This window comes from Ottowia sp., assembly GCF_016703145.1.
Classification (GTDB): Bacteria; Pseudomonadota; Gammaproteobacteria; order Burkholderiales; family Burkholderiaceae_C; genus Ottowia.
In genome coordinates, this window is record NZ_JADJCO010000005.1 from 331838 (window position 1) to 350531 (window position 18694).

20 protein-coding genes are annotated in these 18694 nt (G+C 69.6%); all 20 read left to right on the forward strand.

Translation table 11 applies throughout. From position 1 onward, the window contains the following. Complete coding sequence (locus tag IPG65_RS14700) at positions 1-981, forward strand: beta-ketoacyl-ACP synthase III (RefSeq protein WP_293191171.1); 981 nt, start codon at positions 1-3, stop codon at positions 979-981. Positions 982-1043: 62 nt separating this feature from the next. Beyond that, positions 1044-1994, forward strand: a complete 951-nt coding sequence (fabD, locus tag IPG65_RS14705; RefSeq protein WP_293191173.1) for an ACP S-malonyltransferase — start codon at positions 1044-1046, stop codon at positions 1992-1994. Positions 1995-2014: 20 nt separating this feature from the next. Continuing rightward, positions 2015-2764, forward strand: coding sequence for a 3-oxoacyl-ACP reductase FabG (fabG, locus tag IPG65_RS14710; RefSeq protein WP_293191175.1), 750 nt, complete (start codon positions 2015-2017; stop codon positions 2762-2764). Positions 2765-2855: 91 nt separating this feature from the next. Continuing rightward, positions 2856-3092, forward strand: coding sequence for an acyl carrier protein (gene acpP, locus IPG65_RS14715; protein ID WP_106703654.1), 237 nt, complete (start codon positions 2856-2858; stop codon positions 3090-3092). A 6-nt stretch (positions 3093-3098) separates the two neighbouring features. Beyond that, positions 3099-4343, forward strand: coding sequence for a beta-ketoacyl-ACP synthase II (gene fabF, locus IPG65_RS14720; RefSeq protein ID WP_293191183.1), 1245 nt, complete (start codon positions 3099-3101; stop codon positions 4341-4343). Between the two features lie 54 nt (positions 4344-4397). After that, positions 4398-4883, forward strand: coding sequence for a hypothetical protein (locus IPG65_RS14725; RefSeq protein WP_293191186.1), 486 nt, complete (start codon positions 4398-4400; stop codon positions 4881-4883). Positions 4884-4918: 35 nt separating this feature from the next. Then, complete coding sequence (gene rpoE, locus IPG65_RS14730) at positions 4919-5551, forward strand: RNA polymerase sigma factor RpoE (protein ID WP_293191189.1); 633 nt, start codon at positions 4919-4921, stop codon at positions 5549-5551. Between the two features lie 37 nt (positions 5552-5588). Further along, positions 5589-6230, forward strand: coding sequence for a sigma-E factor negative regulatory protein (locus tag IPG65_RS14735; protein ID WP_293191192.1), 642 nt, complete (start codon positions 5589-5591; stop codon positions 6228-6230). A 77-nt stretch (positions 6231-6307) separates the two neighbouring features. Next, on the forward strand, positions 6308-7336 hold the full coding sequence (locus IPG65_RS14740) for a MucB/RseB C-terminal domain-containing protein (protein WP_293191194.1): 1029 nt from the start codon (positions 6308-6310) through the stop codon (positions 7334-7336). Positions 7337-7475: 139 nt separating this feature from the next. Further along, positions 7476-8915, forward strand: coding sequence for a DegQ family serine endoprotease (locus tag IPG65_RS14745; protein ID WP_293192996.1), 1440 nt, complete (start codon positions 7476-7478; stop codon positions 8913-8915). Between the two features lie 471 nt (positions 8916-9386). After that, on the forward strand, positions 9387-11195 hold the full coding sequence (gene lepA, locus IPG65_RS14750; RefSeq protein ID WP_293191196.1) for a translation elongation factor 4: 1809 nt from the start codon (positions 9387-9389) through the stop codon (positions 11193-11195). Continuing rightward, positions 11195-12163, forward strand: a complete 969-nt coding sequence (lepB, locus tag IPG65_RS14755; protein WP_293191198.1) for a signal peptidase I — start codon at positions 11195-11197, stop codon at positions 12161-12163. The genes lepA and lepB overlap by 1 nt, the downstream gene beginning before the upstream one ends. A gap of 23 nt (positions 12164-12186) precedes the next feature. Then, on the forward strand, positions 12187-12555 hold the full coding sequence (locus IPG65_RS14760; protein WP_293191200.1) for a DUF4845 domain-containing protein: 369 nt from the start codon (positions 12187-12189) through the stop codon (positions 12553-12555). 56 nt (positions 12556-12611) lie between these two features. Beyond that, positions 12612-13283 (forward strand): ribonuclease III, encoded by a 672-nt coding sequence (gene rnc, locus IPG65_RS14765; protein WP_293191202.1) that lies wholly within the window; start codon positions 12612-12614, stop codon positions 13281-13283. Positions 13284-13340: 57 nt separating this feature from the next. Continuing rightward, positions 13341-14267, forward strand: coding sequence for a GTPase Era (gene era / locus IPG65_RS14770; RefSeq protein WP_293191204.1), 927 nt, complete (start codon positions 13341-13343; stop codon positions 14265-14267). Positions 14268-14270: 3 nt separating this feature from the next. After that, positions 14271-15038 carry a DNA repair protein RecO gene (gene recO / locus IPG65_RS14775; RefSeq protein ID WP_293191207.1) on the forward strand — a complete coding sequence of 256 codons (768 nt, stop codon included), beginning with the start codon at positions 14271-14273 and terminating at the stop codon, positions 15036-15038. After that, positions 15035-15796, forward strand: coding sequence for a pyridoxine 5'-phosphate synthase (locus IPG65_RS14780; RefSeq protein WP_293191210.1), 762 nt, complete (start codon positions 15035-15037; stop codon positions 15794-15796). Before recO ends, IPG65_RS14780 begins: the two co-directional genes overlap by 4 nt. Positions 15797-15855: 59 nt before the next feature. Then, positions 15856-16248, forward strand: a complete 393-nt coding sequence (gene acpS, locus IPG65_RS14785; protein ID WP_293191213.1) for a holo-ACP synthase — start codon at positions 15856-15858, stop codon at positions 16246-16248. A 95-nt stretch (positions 16249-16343) separates the two neighbouring features. Further along, entirely contained in the window at positions 16344-17396 is a 1053-nt protein-coding gene (nagZ, locus tag IPG65_RS14790; protein WP_293191215.1) for a beta-N-acetylhexosaminidase, read from the forward strand. Between the two features lie 15 nt (positions 17397-17411). Beyond that, positions 17412-18662, forward strand: a complete 1251-nt coding sequence (locus IPG65_RS14795; RefSeq protein WP_293191217.1) for an MFS transporter — start codon at positions 17412-17414, stop codon at positions 18660-18662. The last annotated feature ends 32 nt before the right edge of the window (positions 18663-18694 follow it).

Below are 18694 nucleotides of genomic sequence, written 5' to 3' on the forward strand. Positions count from 1 at the left end.
ATGACCCCACGCTACTCCCGCATCACCGGCACCGGCAGCCACCTGCCGCCGCGCCGCGTGACCAACGACGACCTGGTGGCCGAGCTGGCCGGGCGCGGCGTGGAAACCTCCAATGAGTGGATCGTCGAGCGCACCGGCATCCGCGCGCGCCACTTTGCCGCGCCCGACGTGGCCGCCAGCGACCTGGCGTTGCCGGCGGCGCAGGCCGCGATGCAGGCCGCCGGCGTGCAGCCGGCCGACATCGACCTGATCGTGGTCGCCACGTCCACGCCGGACATGGTGTTTCCGTCCACCGCCGCCATCCTCCAGCACAAGCTGGGCATCGCGGGCTGCCCGGCCTTCGACGTGCAGGCGGTGTGCAGCGGCTTCGTCTACGCGCTGGCAGTGGCCGACGCGTTGATCGCCAACGGCACCGCCCGCCGGGCGCTGGTGATCGGCGCCGAGGTGTTCAGCCGCATCCTCGACTTCAACGACCGCACCACCTGCGTGCTGTTCGGCGACGGCGCCGGCGCCGTGGTGCTGGAGGCCAGCGACGCACCCGGCATCCTGGCCACCGACCTGCACGCCGACGGCAGGCACGTGGGCATCCTGTGCGTGCCGGGCCACGTCTCGGGCGGGCAGGTGCTGGGCGAGCCGCTGCTCAAGATGGACGGGCAGGCCGTGTTCAAGTTGGCCGTCGGCGTGCTCGACAAGGCCGCGCGCGCCGTGCTGGCCAAGGCCGGCAAGACCGAGGCCGACATCGACTGGCTGATCCCGCACCAGGCCAACATCCGCATCATGCAGGGCACGGCCCGGAAGCTGCACCTGCCGCTGGAGAAGGTGGTGGTCACCGTGCAGGACCACGGCAACACGTCCGCCGCCTCGATCCCGCTGGCGCTGGACCACGGCGTGCGTTCCGGCCAGGTCAAGCCCGGCCAGACGGTGCTGCTGGAGGGCGTGGGCGGCGGCTTCACCTGGGGTGCGGTACTCCTGAAAATGTAGCTGTCGGCGCAACAAGGGCGCCGGATTTCGCCACTTTTTATTCATATTTCCGAGGAGGAGACATGAAACCCGTTGCTTTCGTCTTTCCGGGCCAGGGCTCGCAGTCCGTGGGCATGCTGGATGCCTGGGGCGACCACCTGGCGGTGCGCGAGACGCTGCGCGAAGCCTCCGAAGCGCTGGGCGAGGACCTGGGCGCGTTGATCCAGGGCGGCCCCAAGGAAGACCTGGCCCTGACCACCAACACCCAGCCGGTGATGCTGGTGGCTGGCGTGGCCTGCTGGCGCGCCTGGCGCGCCGAGGGGGGCGACCTGCCCGCCGCCGTGGCCGGCCATTCGCTGGGCGAGTATTCCGCCCTGGTCGCGGCCGAGGCGCTGACGCTGGCCCAGGCCGTGCCGCTGGTGCGTCTGCGCGCCGCCGCCATGCAGCAGGCCGTGCCGGTGGGCACCGGCGCCATGGCCGCCATCCTGGGCCTCGATGCCGCGAAAGTGATCGCTGGCTGCGCAGAGGCGACGCGGGCCATGGGCCAGGACGGCACTGAAATCGTGGAAGCAGTCAATTTCAACGACCCGGTGCAGACCGTGATCGCCGGCACCAAGGCCGCGGTGGACAAGGCCTGCGAGGTGCTCAAGGGCCTAGGTGCCAAGCGGGCGCTGCCGCTGCCGGTGTCGGCGCCGTTCCATTCCAGCCTGATGAAGCCGGCCGCCGAGCGGCTGAAGGCCGCGCTGGCCGGCATCGACCTGGCGCCGCCGCGCATCCCGGTGGTCAACAACATCGACGTGATGATCGAGAGCGAGCCCGGGCGCATCCGCGACGCGCTGTACCGCCAGGCCTTCGGCCCGGTGCGCTGGGTCGAATGCATCCAGAAGATCAAGGCCATGGGGCTGCACACCGTGATCGAGTGCGGCCCCGGCAAGGCGCTGGCCGGCATGACCAAGCGCATCGACGCCGAGCTGACTGGCGCGGCGATGTACGACCCGGCGACGCTGGCCGAGGCCAAGGCCCTGGTGGGCTGACCCGACGAGGAGGACCAACCATGACGGACACGGTATCGGCGAGCCAGACCGCCCTGGTCACCGGCGCTTCGCGCGGCATCGGCGCGGCGATCGCCGCCGAGTTGGCCGCGCGCGGCTTCAAGGTCGTCGGCACGGCCACCACGGACGAGGGCGCGGCGCGGATCACGGCGGCGCTGGCGGCCTACCCCGGCTGCCGCGGCGCGACGCTGGACGTGAACGACGCGCGGGCGGCCGAGGCGCTGATCGACGCCATCGTCAAGGAGCACGGGGCGCTGCACGTGCTGGTCAACAATGCCGGCATCACGCGCGACATGCTCGCCATGCGCCTGAAGGACGAGGACTGGGACGCGGTGCTGGACACCAACCTGAAGTCCGTCTTCCGCCTCGCGCGCGCCGTCATGCGGCCGATGATGAAGCAGCGCCATGGCCGCATCATCAGCATCACCAGCGTGGTCGGCGCCTCGGGCAACCCCGGCCAGGCCAACTACGCCGCCGCCAAGGCGGGCGTGGCCGGCATGACGCGCGCGCTGGCGCGCGAGCTCGGCAGCCGGGGCATCACCGTCAACTGCGTGGCGCCGGGCTTCATCGCCACCGACATGACGGCCGCGCTCACCGACGAGCAGCAGAAAGCCCTGGCCGGCCAGATCCCGCTGGGCCGGCTGGGCCAGCCGGCCGACATCGCCCACGCCGTGGCCTACCTGGCCAGCCCGGAGGCGGGCTACGTCACCGGGCAGGAGCTGCACGTCAACGGCGGCATGTTCATGGCCTGACGGGCCGTCACAATTCGTTCCCGCGCCGCGCCCGGAACGGGGTGTAAGCGCGGGTAAAATCCCTATTTTCCATAACCCTCAGAGGGAACCCATGAGCGATATCGAAGCACGTGTCAAGAAAATCATCGCCGAGCAGCTCGGCGTGGAAGAGTCCCAGGTCACCAACGAGAAAGCCTTCGTGGCCGACCTCGGTGCCGACTCGCTCGACACGGTGGAACTGGTGATGGCGCTGGAGGACGAGTTCGGCATCGAGATCCCGGACGAGGACGCCGAGAAGATCACCACGGTGCAGGCCGCGATCGATTACGCCAACAGCAAGAAGGCCTGAGCGGACATGTCCCGGCGCCGTGTCGTCGTCACCGGTTTGGGTTGCATCAGCCCCGTGGGCAACACGGTCGAGCAATCCTGGGCCAGTCTTCTCGCGGGGCGTTCGGGCATCGACCTGATCACGCGGTTCGACGCCAGCCCGTTCGCGTGCAGGTTCGCGGGCGAGGTCAAGGGCTTCGACATCGGGGACTACATTCCCGAGAAGGAAGCGCGCCACATGGACCGCTTCATCCACCTCGGGCTGGCGGCTGCGTCCCAGGCGGTGGCCGACAGCGGCCTGCCCACGGGCGAGGCGCTGGACCCTGAGCTGGCGCTGCGCATCGGTTGCAACATCGGCTCGGGCATTGGCGGCCTGCCGATGATCGAGCAGACGCAGACCGAACTGCTCAACCGCGGTCCGCGGCGCATCTCCCCGTTCTTCGTGCCGGCCTCGATCATCAACATGATCTCGGGCCACGTGTCGATCCGCTACGGCTTCAAGGGCCCCAACATCGCGGTCGTGACGGCCTGCACCACCGGCCTGCACGCCATCGGCCTGTCGGTGCGCATGATCGAGCATGGCGACGCCGACGTCATGGTCGCCGGCGGCGCCGAGGCCACGGTGTCGCCGTTGGGCATCGGCGGCTTCGCGGCCGCGCGGGCGCTGTCCACCCGCAACGACGATCCCCAGACCGCCTCGCGCCCTTGGGACAAAGACCGCGACGGCTTCGTGCTGGGCGAGGGCAGCGGCGTGCTGGTGCTCGAAGAGTACGAGCACGCCAAGGCGCGCGGCGCCCGGATCTACGCCGAGGTCGCCGGCTTCGGCATGAGCGGCGACGCCTTCCACATGACCGCGCCCGACATCGACGGCCCGCGCCGCTCCATGGTCAATGCCCTGCGCAATGCCGGCGTCAACGCCGACGAGGTGCATTACCTGAACGCCCATGGCACCTCCACGCCGCTGGGCGACGTGAACGAGACCAACGCCATCAAGGCCGCGCTGGGCGATGCCGCGAAGTCGGTGGTGGTCAATTCCACCAAGTCGATGACCGGCCACCTGCTGGGTGGCGCCGGCGGCATCGAGAGCGTGTTCACGGTGCTGGCCGTGCACCACCAGAAGAGCCCGCCCACCATCAACATCTTCAACCAGGATCCCGAGTGCGACCTGGACTACTGCGCGAACATCGCGCGCGACATGAAGATCGACGTGGCGCTGAAGAACAACTTCGGCTTCGGCGGGACCAACGGCTCGGTGGTGTTCAAGCGGGTCTGAGATCCGCCCCGTCCGGGCCTGGCCCTCGGGCCATTTCCATGGCAACTCCAGCGCATGGCTGACGCCCCTGCGGTCACGTACCCCGTGGGGCGCACGCCATTGCTCGGCGCGCTGCTGGCGCTGCTCTGGCTGGCCGGGGCGGGCGGCGTGGTTTTTGTGCTTTTTCTGGCTCCAACCGGTACCCCATCTGCGCCGTCAGCTATTATTTCAATAGTATCTTTGATCTTCTCCGGGCTGGGACTGCGCGCGTTCTGGCGCAGCCAGCAGCCTCGCCAGCTGGTGTGGGACGGCGCGCGTTGGGCGCTGGACGGTCCCGCAAGCGGCCAGGACGGCGGCGGCCCGGCGCGGGTACAGGTCGGCTTCGATGGCCAGCGCGTGCTGCTGCTGCGCTGGGACGCCCCCACGCGGCGGCGCGGCGCCTGGCTGTGGGCGCAGGCGTCGTCCGACCCGGTGCGCTGGCACCTGCTGCGCTGTGCGCTATATTCGTCTGGTCATTCCATCGCCCGCGCCGCCTCGCTGCCGGGCGCCGAGCGCGCCTGAAAGCCAGGCGCGCTGTCGTTTCGACCTCCACTTCCGTGCCCGACCAGCCCGTCGCTCCCCCTGCCGCCGCCGACAGCGAAGTGCTGCTGGTGCAGCGCGCCGCCGCGGGCGACCACCGGGCGTACGAGCTCCTGGTGATCAAGTACCAGCGCCGCATCGAGCGGCTGATCGGCCGCCTGGTGCGCGACGTCGACCTGGTGCCGGACATCGCGCAGGAGACCTTCATCCGCGCCTGGCGGGCGCTGCACCAGTTCCGGGGCGACGCCCAGTTCTACACCTGGCTCTACCGCATCGCCGTCAATACCGCAAAGAAGACGCTTCTGGAGTTGAAGCGCGATCCGGTGGTGACCGAAGCCGCCCTGCAGTCGGCCGACGACGACGATGAAACTTCCCGGCGCCAGAACGAACTAATCTCCGAATCCACGCCGGAGTCCGAACTGGCGGCGCGCGAGATCGCCGCCGCCGTGAACGCCGCGATGGAAGCACTGCCCGAGGACTTGCGCCAGGCGATCACGCTGCGCGAGATCGAGGGCCTGAGTTACGAAGAGATTGCGGAAGCCATGAACTGTCCCATCGGCACGGTGCGAAGCCGGATCTTCCGGGCGCGCGAAGCCATCTCGGCCAAGGTCAAGCCCTTGCTGAGCCATCAGACGGGCAAGCGCTGGTAGCGGCGGACGGGTGCGGCACAAAAAAACGGTGATCAACATGAAGACGCATAGCGACACTCCCTGTGATCGTGAGCAGATCTCCGCCCTGGCGGACGGACACCTGCAGGGGCGCGAGTTCAGCGCCGCGCTGCAGGGCATGGCCTCGGACGAGGCGCGCGAATGCTGGCACGTGTACCAGTTGATCGGCGACGTCCTGCGCTCGCCCGAACTGGCGGCATGCGGCCGCGATGCCGCGTTCGTGGACCGGCTGAGCCAGCGCCTGCGAAGCGAGGCGACTCCCGCGCCCCTGCCGTTGCCGCAGCCGGTGCGGGCCGACGTGGCGCGCCCCGCCGCCAACGACGGCGTGTTCCGCTGGAAGATGGTGGCCGGCCTGGCGTCGTTCGCCGCCGTGGCCGCCGTGGGCTGGAGCGTGCTGGGCGGGATCGGGCCGCAGCCGGCCGGGCCCCAGTTGGCGCAGGGCGCCGCGCCGGCTGGCGGCGGTGCCCAGGTGATTTCACTCGCGGCCCCGGTGCCCGCCGTCGCCGCGTCCGCGCAGCACGAGGCGCCGCTGTCCGTCATGCTGCGCGATCCGCGGCTCGATGAACTGCTGGCCGCGCATCGCCAGGCGGCCAGCGTATCGGCCCTGGGCAGCGCTTCGGGGTTCCTGCGCAACGCCACGTTCGAAGGACCGGCGCGTTGATCGGGACGGCGCGGCGATGGACGGCGACGCCCCGTGCCGGCGGGGCGGGTGCCCGCTGCCTGGGCGGCTGGCGCGGAGTGCTCCGGCGTGCCGCCGTGCTGTGGTGCGCCAGCGGCGTGCTGGGGCTGGCTGGCGCGCAAGGCGTAGGCGCCTTCGGCGGCGGTTCGGCGCCGGACCGCATGGCTGGGCCGCCCGAGCGCAGCGTGGCCGAATGGCTGGTGCGGCTGCAGCAGGCGTCGCGCATCCCGTCCTACGTCGGCACCTTCGTGGTGTCGTCGTCCTCGGGCGCCATGTCCAGCGCGCGCATCTGGCACGTGTGCGAGGGCAACCTGCAACTGGAGCGCGTCGAGGCGCTGTCCGGCGCGCCGCGATCGACGTACCGGCGCAATGAGTTGGTCGTGACCTTCATGCCCGAGGCGCGCATCGTGCGCACCGAGCGGCGCGTGGCGGGCGGGATGTTTCCGAACCTGCTGACCCCCGGCGGCAATTTCTCGACCGCCGATCATTACAGCGCGCGCGAAATGGGCCGGGACCGGGTGGCGGGCTTCGACGCCGACGTCGTGCTGCTGAGCCCGCGCGACGATCTGCGCTTCGGCTACCGCATCTGGAGTGAAAAGCGCACCGGCCTGGTCGTCAAGACCCAGACGCTGGACGCCGCCGGCAGGGTGCTGGAGCAGGCCGCCTTCTCCGAGTTGCAGCTCGACGCGCCGGTGCGCGCCGCCAAGCCGCAACTGGCGATGCCCAGCACCGACGGCTATCGCGTCGAAAAGCCCGAGCGCGTCAGGACCAGCGCCGCCGACGAGGGCTGGACGCTGAAGGCGCCGGTGGCGGGCTTTCAGCCGCAGAACTGCTACCGGCGCCCGGTGTCGCCATCGGCTTCGATGGTGCAGTGGATTTTCTCGGACGGCCTGGCCACGGTGTCGCTGTTCATGGAGCCGTTCGACGCGCAGCGGCACGGGCACGAGGGCGTGTCGGCCATGGGCGCCACCCACACCCTGACCCGGCGCCCGACCGACCCGGCCGGCGCCTGGTGGATCACCGCGGTGGGCGAGGTGCCACCGCGGACCTTGAGGGCCTTCGTGGACGGCCTGGAGCGCAAGAACTGAGCCTCGGTGGCCGGCATGGTCGCGATGCGCCTGCCGGATGAGCGGGTGCATGCATCAACAGAGAGAAAGAGAGCGTACTGACATGACATGTCCGAACACGAAGCGCGCCCGCGTGGCCGCGCTGCTGGTGCCGCTGCTGATGGCGGCGGCGGGCGCGCTGGCGCTGCCGCAGGCGGCGGCCCAGTTGGCGTCCGCGCCGGCCCCGTCGGTGCGGGGCCTGCCCGACTTCACCGACCTGGTCGAGCAGGTGGGCCCGGCGGTGGTCAACATCCGCACCATGGAGCGCGTGCGCGCCGGTGGCTCGGGCGGCCAGATGGACGAGGAGATGCAGGAATTCTTCCGTCGCTTCTTCGGCGTCCCGGCGCCCAACATGCCGCGCCCCGGTCCGCGCCAGAACCGGCCCGGGCCGCAGGCCGAGCAGGAGGTGCCGCGCGGCGTGGGCTCCGGCTTCATCCTGACCTCCGATGGCTTCATCATGACCAACCATCATGTGGTCGATGGGGCGGACGAGGTGCTGGTCACACTGACCGACAAGCGCGAGTTCAAGGCCAAGCTCATCGGCTCGGACAAGCGGACCGACGTCGCCGTGGTCAAGATCGAGGCCGCCGGCCTGCCGAGCGTGAGGCTGGGCGACGTGAGCCGGCTCAAGGTCGGGGAGTGGGTCATGGCCATCGGCTCGCCCTTCGGCCTGGAAAACACCGTCACCGCCGGCATCGTCAGCGCCAAGCAGCGCGACACGGGCGACTACCTGCCCTTCATTCAGACCGATGTGGCGGTCAACCCGGGCAATTCGGGCGGCCCGCTGATCAACATGCGCGGCGAGGTGGTGGGCATCAACAGCCAGATCTACTCGCGCTCGGGCGGCTTCATGGGCATCTCGTTCGCGATCCCGATCGACGAGGCCATGCGCGTCAGCGATCAGTTGCGCGCCTCCGGGCGTGTCACGCGCGGGCGCATCGGCGTGCAGATCGACCAGGTGACGCGGGAGGTGGCCGAGTCCATCGGACTGGGCAAGCCGCAGGGCGCGCTGGTGCGCAGCATCGAGAGCGGCTCGCCGGCCGAGAAGGCCGGTGTCGAGGCCGGCGACATCATCCTGCGTTTCGACGGCAAGGCGATCGACAGGGCCTCCGACCTGCCGCGCCTCGTGGGCGGCACCAGGCCGGGGTCGCGCAGCACGCTGACCGTGTTCCGCCGCGGCCAGAACCGCGACCTGAGCATCACCATCGCCGAACTGGAGCCCGAGCAGACGGCGGCCCGCCAGCCCGCCGCGCGCAGCAGCGAAGCGGCCAAGGCGCAAGGGTCGGCGCAGGCCCTGGGCGTGACGGTGACGGACCTGACCGAGGCGCAGCGCAAGGAACTGAAGGTCAAGCGCGGCGTGCGCGTCGAAGCCACCGCCGAGGCGGCCGCCCGCGCGGGCCTGCGCGAGGGCGACGTGATCCTGTCCGTGGGCAATGTCGAGATCGGCAACGTGCGCGAGTTCGAGGCCGCCGTGGCCAAGGCCGACCGCAGCAAGCCCGTCAACATGCTGGTGCAGCGGGGCGACCTGGTGCAGTTCGTGCTGGTGCGGCCGAGTCGCTGACGGCTGGGCCACGGCCTTGAAAAGCCCCAGCCCGCCGTCGGGTTTGGGACTTTTTTGCGACGCCGAGGCCGACGCCGGATCGCTGCGGGTGTGGATGACTGGGATGGGCTACATATTGGTTTGGATAGAATCAAGCCCCAGATCGCGAAGTGGCGTGTATATGGATCGGGTCTCGAGTCCACGATGCGGGAAACGAAGGATCAACCCACCGGAAGTCCACAGGCGCCCCACAGTTTGTTCATCGCCCTGGCTTCAAAAACTGTGCATAACATGTAGATAATTTTTCGTTGCAGCGCCACAACGGCGATGGAATCCGGACTTCGGGGCTTAGGCGCTCCGGCTTTGTGCCTACAATGAAGTCCCAGCTATCGCAGTTGCCACAGATTGTTGGTTGAGGGCGCGTCACATCATTGGCGCGCCCTTTTTTCATGCGCGGGCCACGCAAATTCAATTACTTGTCTTCGCTCCTTGATGGATCACATCAGAAATTTCTCAATCATCGCGCACATCGATCACGGCAAATCGACGCTGGCCGACCGTTTCATCCAGCGTTGCGGCGGCCTGGCCGAGCGCGAGATGGAGGCCCAGGTGCTGGACTCGATGGACATCGAGAAGGAGCGGGGGATAACCATCAAGGCGCAGACCGCCGCGCTGCACTACACGGCGCGCGATGGTCAGGTCTACAACCTCAACCTGATCGACACGCCGGGGCACGTGGATTTCTCCTACGAGGTCTCGCGCTCACTCTCCGCGTGCGAGGGCGCGCTGCTGGTCGTCGATGCCTCTCAGGGCGTGGAGGCGCAGACGGTGGCCAACTGCTACACCGCGCTGGAACTCGGCGTCGAGGTGCTGCCGGTGCTCAACAAGATGGACCTGCCGCAGGCCGACCCCGACAACGCCAAGGCCGAGATCGAGGACGTGATCGGCATCGACGCCAGCGAGGCCATCGCCATCTCGGCCAAGACCGGCATGGGCATCGACGATGTGCTGGAGCAGATCGTCGCCAAGGTGCCGCCGCCGCGCGGCCAAGCCGCTGCCCCGCTGCGCGCCATGATCATCGATAGTTGGTTCGATGCCTACGTCGGCGTGGTGATGCTGGTGCGCGTGGTCGATGGCGAGCTGAGGAAGAACGAGCGCTTCAAGATGATGGCCACCGGCGCCGCCTACGAGGCCAACAGCCTGGGCGTGTTCACGCCGGCCAACGCGCCGCGCGACGCGCTCAAGGCCGGCGAGGTGGGCTACATCATCGCTGGCATCAAGGAGCTGAAGGTCGCCAAGGTCGGCGACACCATCACGCTGGAGAAGAAGCTGCCCAACAACCTCGGCCCGGCCGAGGTGGCGCTGCCCGGCTTCAAGGAAGTGCAGCCGCAGGTGTTCGCCGGCCTGTACCCGACCGAGGCCAGCCAGTACGACCAGCTCCGCGACAGCCTGGAAAAGCTCCAGCTCAACGACGCCTCGCTGCACTTCGAGCCCGAGGTATCGCAGGCGCTGGGCTTCGGCTTCCGCTGCGGCTTCCTGGGCCTGCTGCACATGGAGATCGTGCAGGAGCGCCTGGAGCGCGAATTCGACCAGGACCTGATCACCACCGCGCCCAGCGTGGTCTACCAGGTCGAGAAGGCCGACGGCGAGGTGATCCAGGTGGAGAACCCGTCGAAGATGCCCGACCAGGGCCGCATCCAGGAGATCCGCGAGCCCATCGTCACCGTGCACCTGTACATGCCGCAGGACTACGTGGGCCCGGTGATGACGCTGGCCAACCAGAAGCGCGGCGTGCAGCTCAACATGGCCTACCACGGGCGGCAGGTGATGCTGACCTACGAGCTGCCGCTGGGCGAGATCGTGCTGGACTTCTTCGACAAGCTCAAGTCGGTGTCGCGCGGCTACGCGTCGATGGACTACGAGTTCAAGGAATACCGACCGTCGGATGTGGTCAAGGTGGACATCCTGCTCAACGGCGAGAAGGTCGATGCCCTGTCGATCATCGTGCACCGCAGCCAGAGCCAGTACCGCGGCCGCGCGGTGGCGGCCAAGATGCGCGAGATCATCAGCCGCCAGCAGTTCGACGTCGCCATCCAGGCGGCCATCGGCGTCAACATCATCGCGCGCGAGAACATCAAGGCGCTGCGCAAGAACGTGCTGGCAAAATGCTATGGCGGCGACATCACTCGAAAGCGCAAGTTGTTGGAAAAACAGAAGGCAGGCAAGAAGCGAATGAAGCAGATCGGCTCGGTCGAGGTGCCGCAAGAAGCGTTCCTGGCCATTTTGCAAGTGGAGGAATGATGCCGATCCTGACCGCGATCATTCTTTCGGCGTTCGTCGGCTACGGGGCGGCGTGGTACTTCGGCGCCATCGAGGGCAACTTCTCGCTGCTGCTCTTCCTGGCCACCGTGGTCACTGGCATGTACTGGCTGGCGGAGCGGTTCGTGTTCCTGCCCCGGCGCCACCGCGCCGCCGAACAGGCGGCCGGCGGAGCGCGCGCGCGGCGCGAGGAACTGTCCCGCCGGGGCATCGAGCAGGTCGACACCAGCTTCGAGGACGCGGCTCGCCAGAGCCATCTGGCGCAGCCCTGGTGGCTGGACTGGACGGCGGGGCTGTTCCCGGTGATCCTGATCGTGTTCCTGCTGCGCTCCTTCGTGTTCGAGCCGTTCAAGATCCCGTCCGGCTCCATGATTCCCACGCTGCTGGTGGGCGACCTGATTCTGGTCAACAAATTCACCTATGGCCTGAAGCTGCCGGTGGCGGGCACCCGCCTCACCCAGGGCAACCCGGTGCAGCGCGGCGACGTGGTGGTGTTCCGCTACCCGCCCAAGCCGAGCGTGGACTACATCAAGCGCGTGGTCGGCGTGCCCGGCGACGAGGTGGCCTACCTGAACAAGCGCCTGTCCATCAATGGTCAGCCCATGGCACAGACGCCGGTGTCGGACTTCTTCGACGAGTCGGTGATGGAGTACTTCAAGCAGTTCGACGAACAACTGGGCGCCAGGAGCCACCGCGTCATCGTCGATACCCGCCGCGCGGCCTTCATCGGTGGCCCGGACGAGTTCAAGCACAAGGACCAGTGCCGCTACAGCGTCGAGGGCGTCACCTGCAAGGTGCCGGAAGGCTACTACTTCATGATGGGCGACAACCGCGACAATTCGCTGGATTCGCGCTACTGGGGCTTCGTGCCCGACGCCAACATCGTTGGCAGGGCGTTCTTCGTCTGGATGAACTTCGGCAACCTCAAGCGCATCGGTGCGTTCAACTGATCGGATACGGGGCAGGACAGGACATGAATCACCAGCGTGCGTCGTCCCAGCGGGGCATTTCGCTCATCGGGCTGCTGTTCCTGGGCGTGGTGCTGGCCTGCGTGGCCATCGTCGGCGCCAAGGTGGTGCCGACCGCCACCGAGTTCATGGCCATCCAGAAGGCCGTCAAGAAGGCCGCCGCCGACGGCGACACCGTGCCCGCCGTGCGCGCCTCGTTCGACCGCACGGCTTCGGTCGACTACATCACCGCCATCTCCGGCAAGGACCTCGAGGTGACCAAGGTCAACGACAAGGTCGTGGTCAACTTCGCCTACGACAAGGAGATTCCCTTGTTCGGGCCGGCCTACCTGCTGATCAAGTACACCGGCTCTTCCGCGAGCGGCTACAACTGAGCGCCACCCACGCCCCGCCGGGGCGCGCCGGCGCGCCAGCCGCCACGCCCCCCCCCTTGCAAGCCCTGCAGTCGCGCCTGCGGCACCGCTTTGCCGACCCGGCGCTGCTCGCGCGCGCGCTGACCCACCGCAGCTTCTCGGCCGACCACAACGAGCGGCTGGAGTTCCTGGGCGACTCGGTGCTGGGCCTCGCCGTGGCCCACATGCTGTACGAGGCCCTGGGCCAGTTGCCCGAGGGCGACCTGTCGCGCGTGCGCGCGCAACTGGTGCGGCAGGACAGCCTGCACCGGCTGGCGCTGGACCTGGGCCTGCCGGCGCTGCTGCGCCTGGGTGAGGGCGAGCTGCGCTCTGGCGGCCAGAGCCGCCCCTCGATCCTGGCCGACGCGCTGGAGGCCGTGATCGGCGCCGTCTACCTCGACGCCGGCTTCGACGCCGCCAGCGCCCTGGTGCGCCGGCTGTTCGATACCATCCACATCAGCCCCGCCATGTCGGCCGCCGCCAAGGACTCCAAGACCGCCTTGCAGGAATGGCTGCAGGGCCGCAAGATGCAACTGCCGCAATACCAGGTGGCGCGCGTGCTGGGCGCCGCGCATCGCCAGACCTTCGAGGTGACCTGCACCGTGGTCGAACGGGGCCTGGCGCGGGCGGGGCAGGGCGCCTCGCGCCGCGCCGCCGAGCAGGCCGCCGCCGCCTCGATGCTGCAGGCGCTGCAATCCACATCACCATGAATGCTACAAATAAAGAAGCTACCGGCGCTGTACCAATGCCGGCTGAGGCCGGTTCTGATGCCAAATCTGCGGAAGCCGGCCGACGCCCGGCGCTGCGGCCTGATCGCCATCGTCGGGCGGCCCAACGTGGGCAAGTCCACCCTGCTCAACGCGCTGGTGGGGCAGAAGATCAGCATCACCTCGCGCAAGGCGCAGACCACGCGCCACCGCATCACCGGCATCCGCACGCTGGCCGACGGGCAGACGCAGTTCGTCTTCGTCGACACGCCGGGTTTCCAGACGCGCCACGGCACGGCACTCAACAAGTCGCTCAACAAGACCGTGGTGGGCGCCATCGACGGCGTGGACCTGGTGCTGTTCGTGGTCGAGGCCGGCAACTTCACCCTGGGCGACGCCAAGGTGCTGTCGCTGCTGAAGGCGGGCTCGCTCGCGCTGCTGGTGGCCAACAAGCTCGACACCGTGCACCGCCGCACCGAGGTCGCGCCCTGGTTGCGCGACATGCAGGAGCGCCACCCCTTCGCCGAGTTCGTGCCCATGTCGGCCAAGAACCCGCGCGACGTGCGGCGCCTGCTGGACATCTGCGCGCGCTACCTGCCCGAGCAGCCCTGGTGGTACGGCGAGGACGAGCTGACCGACCGCAGCGAGAAGTTCCTGGCCAGCGAGGTGGTGCGCGAGAAGCTGTTCCGCCTCACCGGCGACGAGCTGCCCTACACCTCCACCGTGGTGATCGACAAGTTCGACGAAGAAAAGAGCCGCGCCCACGGCCGCATGGTGCGCATCGCCGCCACCATCGTGGTCGAGCGCGACGGCCACAAGGCCATGGTGATCGGTGAGAAGGGCGAGAAGCTCAAGCGCATCGGCACCGAGGCGCGTCAGGAGCTGGAAAAGCTCATGGACTGCAAGGTGTTCCTCGAACTCTGGGTCAAGGTGCGCTCTGGCTGGGCGGACGACGAGGCGCGCGTGCGATCGTTTGGCTACGAGTGACGCATGAAGCGGGTCGTCCACGAACCCGGCTTCGTTCTCCACCGCTACGACTGGAGCGAGTCCAGCGTCATCGTCGAGGCCTTCACCCGCGCGCATGGCCGCGTGGTGCTGGTGGCCAAGGGCGCCAAGCGGCCGTCGTCCAACTTCCGCTCCGTGCTGCTGCCGTTGCAGCCGCTGGTGCTGGCCTGGGGGGGCGACGCCGAAATCCGCACGCTGAAGAGCGCCGAATGGGGCGGCGGCCTGGTCATGCCCTCGGGCGACGCGCTGCTGTCGGGCTACTACGCCAACGAGCTGCTGATGCGTCTGCTGGCACGCGAGGACGCGCACCCGCGCCTGTTCGATGCCTATGGCGCGCTGGTGCACGTGCTGGCCACGGGCGAGGCCGAGGCGCTGGCCGCCTCGGCCCTGCGCGCGTTCGAGCTGCTGGTGCTGCGCGAGACCGGCCTCCTGCCGCTGCTGGACGCGCAGACGCTGACCTTCGCGCCGCTGCAGGACGACACCCGCTACCGCCTGGTCGCCGAAGGCGGCCTGCGCGCCGCCCACGCGGACGACGGCGCGTGGCTGCCCGGCGCGCAATGGCGCGCGCTGGCCGGGGCGCTGCGGGACGACGCGCCGCTCACCGCCACGCTGCAAGCCGCCGCGCGCCTGACCGGCGAGCAACGCGGTCACCTGCGCCAGCAACTGCGCGAACTGCTCCACTACCATTGCGGCGTCGGCACGCTGCGCACGCGCCAGCTCATGATGGACCTGCAAGGTCTCCAGACGCCATGAACACCCAGCTCTCCGTCAACGTCAACAAGGTCGCCCTGGTGCGCAACACGCGCCACCTGGGCATTCCCGCCGTCACCCGCGCGGCCGACGCCTGCCTGCGCGCCGGCGCGCACGGCATCACCGTGCACCCGCGCCCCGACGAACGCCACGTCCGCGCCCCCGACGTGCACGAGCTGGCCGCGCTGATGCGGCGCTGGCCCGGCCGCGAATACAACATCGAGGGCAACCCGCTGCAGAACCTGCTGGGCTTCATCCGCGCGGTCCGGCCCCACCAGGCCACCTTCGTGCCCGACAGCGAGGACCAGTTCACGAGCGACCACGGCTTCGACCTGGCGGATGCCGCCGTCCGCGAACGCCTGCGCCCCCTCATCGCCGAATGCCGGGGCCTGGACGTGCGCGTCAGCCTGTTCATGGACCCCGTGCCCGCGCTGATGCCGCTGGCCCGCGACCTGGGCGCCGACCGCGTCGAGCTGTACACCGAGCCCTACGCCGCCGCCTGGGCCGGCGGCGACGAGGCCGCGTGCACCGCCGAACTGGCCCGCTACGCCGAGGCCGCCCGCGCCGCCCAGGCCGTGGGCCTGGGGGTCAACGCCGGGCACGACCTGAACCGCTACAACCTCGCGCCCTTCCTGCGCGAGGTGCCCGGCGTGGCCGAAGTCTCCATCGGCCACGCCTTCATCGCCGACGCGCTGGAGCTGGGCTACGCCGCCGCCACGCGGGCGTACCTGGGCTGCATCGCCGATGCCGGAAAGTCCTGATTTGATAGCTGCCAGCACAATACCGGCAAGGGCTGAAGGCCGATTCGGCTTGTAATTCCATGATCCACGGCATCGGCACCGATATCTGCGACATCCGCCGCATCCGCGCCAGCTTCGAGCGCCACGGCGAGCGCTTCGCCCGCAAGATCCTGTCCGACGCCGAACTGGCCGCCTGGCGCCGCCGCAGTGCGCGCTGGCCCGAGCGCGGGCTGCGCTACCTGGCCACGCGCTTCTCGGCCAAGGAGGCGTTCAGCAAGGCCATCGGCCTGGGCATGCGCTTGCCCATGCACTGGCGCCTGTGCGAGATCGCCAACCGGCCCAGCGGCGAGCCGCACGTCGTGCTGCACGGCGGGCTGAAGGACTGGTTCGAGGCCCAGGGCCTGACCGCCCACATCACCGTCACCGACGAGAGCGAGTACGCCGCCAGCTTCTGCGTCGTCGAGAAGCGCTAGGTTTTCAAGCCTTTTTGCACCGCAGCCCGCATCCGTAAATCACGAACAGCTACTAAAATAATAGCTTCACGCTCAACGCCAAACGTTCGACGCCCATGCACGCCCCGCTCATCATCGACATCGCCGGCACCGCGCTCGCCGCCGTGGACCGCCAGCGCCTGGCGCATCCGCTGGTCGGCGGCCTGATCCTGTTCGCGCGCAACTGGCAGGATCGCGCGCAGCTCACCGCCCTGTGCGAAGCCATCAAGCGGCTGCGGCCCGACCTGCTGATCTGCGTCGACCACGAAGGCGGTCGCGTGCAGCGCTTCCGCGCCGACGGCTTCACCCACCTGCCGCCCATGCGCGCCCTGGGCGAGCTGTGGATGCGCGACCCCATGCGCGCGCAGGACGCGGCCACCGCCTGCGGCCACGTGCTGGGCGCTGAATTGCGCGCCTGCGGCGTCGATTTTTCCTTCGCACCGGTGCTCGACCTCGACTGGGGCCCGTCGGGCGTCATCGGCGACCGCGCCTTCCACGCCGACCCGCGCGTCGTCACCATCCTCGCCAAGAGCCTGGCGCACGGCCTGCTGCGCGCCGGCATGGCGCACTGCGGCAAGCACTTTCCCGGCCACGGCTTCGTCGCCGCCGACTCGCACACCGACGTGCCGCGCGACGGCCGCGCGCTGTCGGTCATCCTGCGCGACGACGCCGCGCCCTACGGCTGGCTCGGCTCGGCGCTGACGGCGGTGATGCCCGCGCACGTCGTCTACCCCCGGGTGGACCGCCGCCCGGCGGGCTTCTCGGCGCGCTGGCTGCAGGCCATCCTGCGCCAGCGGCTGGGCTTTGGCGGTGCCATCGTCAGCGACGACCTCAGCATGGCCGGCGCGCGCCGGATCGAGGGCCGCACCGTCACGCCCACCGAGGCCGTGCTCGCCGCCCTGGGCGCGGGCTGCGACCTGGCGCTGCTGTGCAACCAGTCGCTGGGGCAGGGCGTGGTGATCGACGACACCCTCGACGGCCTGGCCCAGGCCCGATTACAGGGCGCCTGGCAGCCCAGCGAGGCCAGCGAGGCGCGCTGCCTGGCGCTGCTGCCGCGCGGCGCCGCGCCCGGCTGGGACGCACTGATGCGCGCGCCCGAGTACCGGCACGCGCTGGCGCGGGTGCCCTGACGCCCGCGCCGCGTCGTGACTTCGCCCGCTTCCTCCGCTGCCTTGCCCCTGTCCAGCGTGTACCGCCACGCGGGCTTCGTGGCCTTTCTCGCCGCGCGCCTGATGGCCGTGTTCGCCACCCAGGTGCAGGCCGTGGTGGTGGCCTGGCAGGTCTACGACCTCACGCGCCAGCCTCTGGCCCTGGCCTACGTGGGGCTGGCGCAGTTTTTGCCGATGCTGCTGTTGCTGCTGCCGGCGGGCGACCTGATCGACCGCCGCAGCCGCAAGCCCATCCTGGCCGCGAGCTGGGCGGTGAGCGCGCTGTGCAGCGCGCTGCTGTGGTGGCTGGCCGGGCATGGCGCGGCGGGGGTGGCGGGCATCTACGCGGTGCTGGTGCTGTTCGGCTGCACGCGCGCGTTCTCGGGGCCGACGCTCTCCAGCCTGCTGCCGCAGATCGTGCCGCGCGGGCAACTGGCGCAGGCCGTGGCGGCCAACAGCATGCTGATGCGCGCCGCCAGTATCGGCGGGCCGTTCATCGGCGGCGTGCTCTACGCGCTGGGCGGCGCGGCGCTGGCCTACGCCGTGTGCCTGGCCTGCTTCGCGCTGGGCGCGCTGCTGCTGGCGCGCGTGGCGGTGGCGCACGCGGCGCCGCTGGCGCCGGCGCTGGGCACGATGCGGCAGCGCTTCGGCGCCGGCATCCGCTTCATCGGCTCGCGGCCCATCATCCTGGGCACCATCTCGCTCGATCTGTTCGCCGTGCTGCTGGGCGGCGTGGTGGCGCTGCTGCCGATCTACGCGCACGAGGTGCTGCACGTGGGCCCGCAGGGCCTGGGCGCGCTGCGCAGCGCCATGGCCATCGGCGAGGTGGGCGCGGGCTTCTACCTCAGCCTGCGGCCATTCGACCGCCGCGTGGGCCGCACCATGTTCGTCGCGGTGGCGGTGTTCGGGCTGGCCAACCTGGTGTTCTCGCTGTCCACGCTGTTCTGGCTGTCGTTCGCGGCGCTGATGGTGGCCGGCGCGTCGGACATGGTGAGCGTGTACATCCGCGGCGCGCTGGTGCAGTTCTCCACGCCCGACGAGATGCGCGGGCGCGTGAACGCGGTCAACATGCTGTTCATCGGCTCGTCCAACGAACTGGGCGAGTTCCGCGCCGGCACCAGCGCGGGCTGGCTGGGCGCGGTGCCGGCGGCCGTCGTGGGCGGGCTGTGCACGCTGGGCGTGGTGGGGCTGTGGGCGCGCGCCTTTCCCGCGCTGCGCCGGGTGGACCGCTTCGAGGAAGCGGGCTGAGAGACTGAGAGCAAATTGCCCATGGCCGCTCA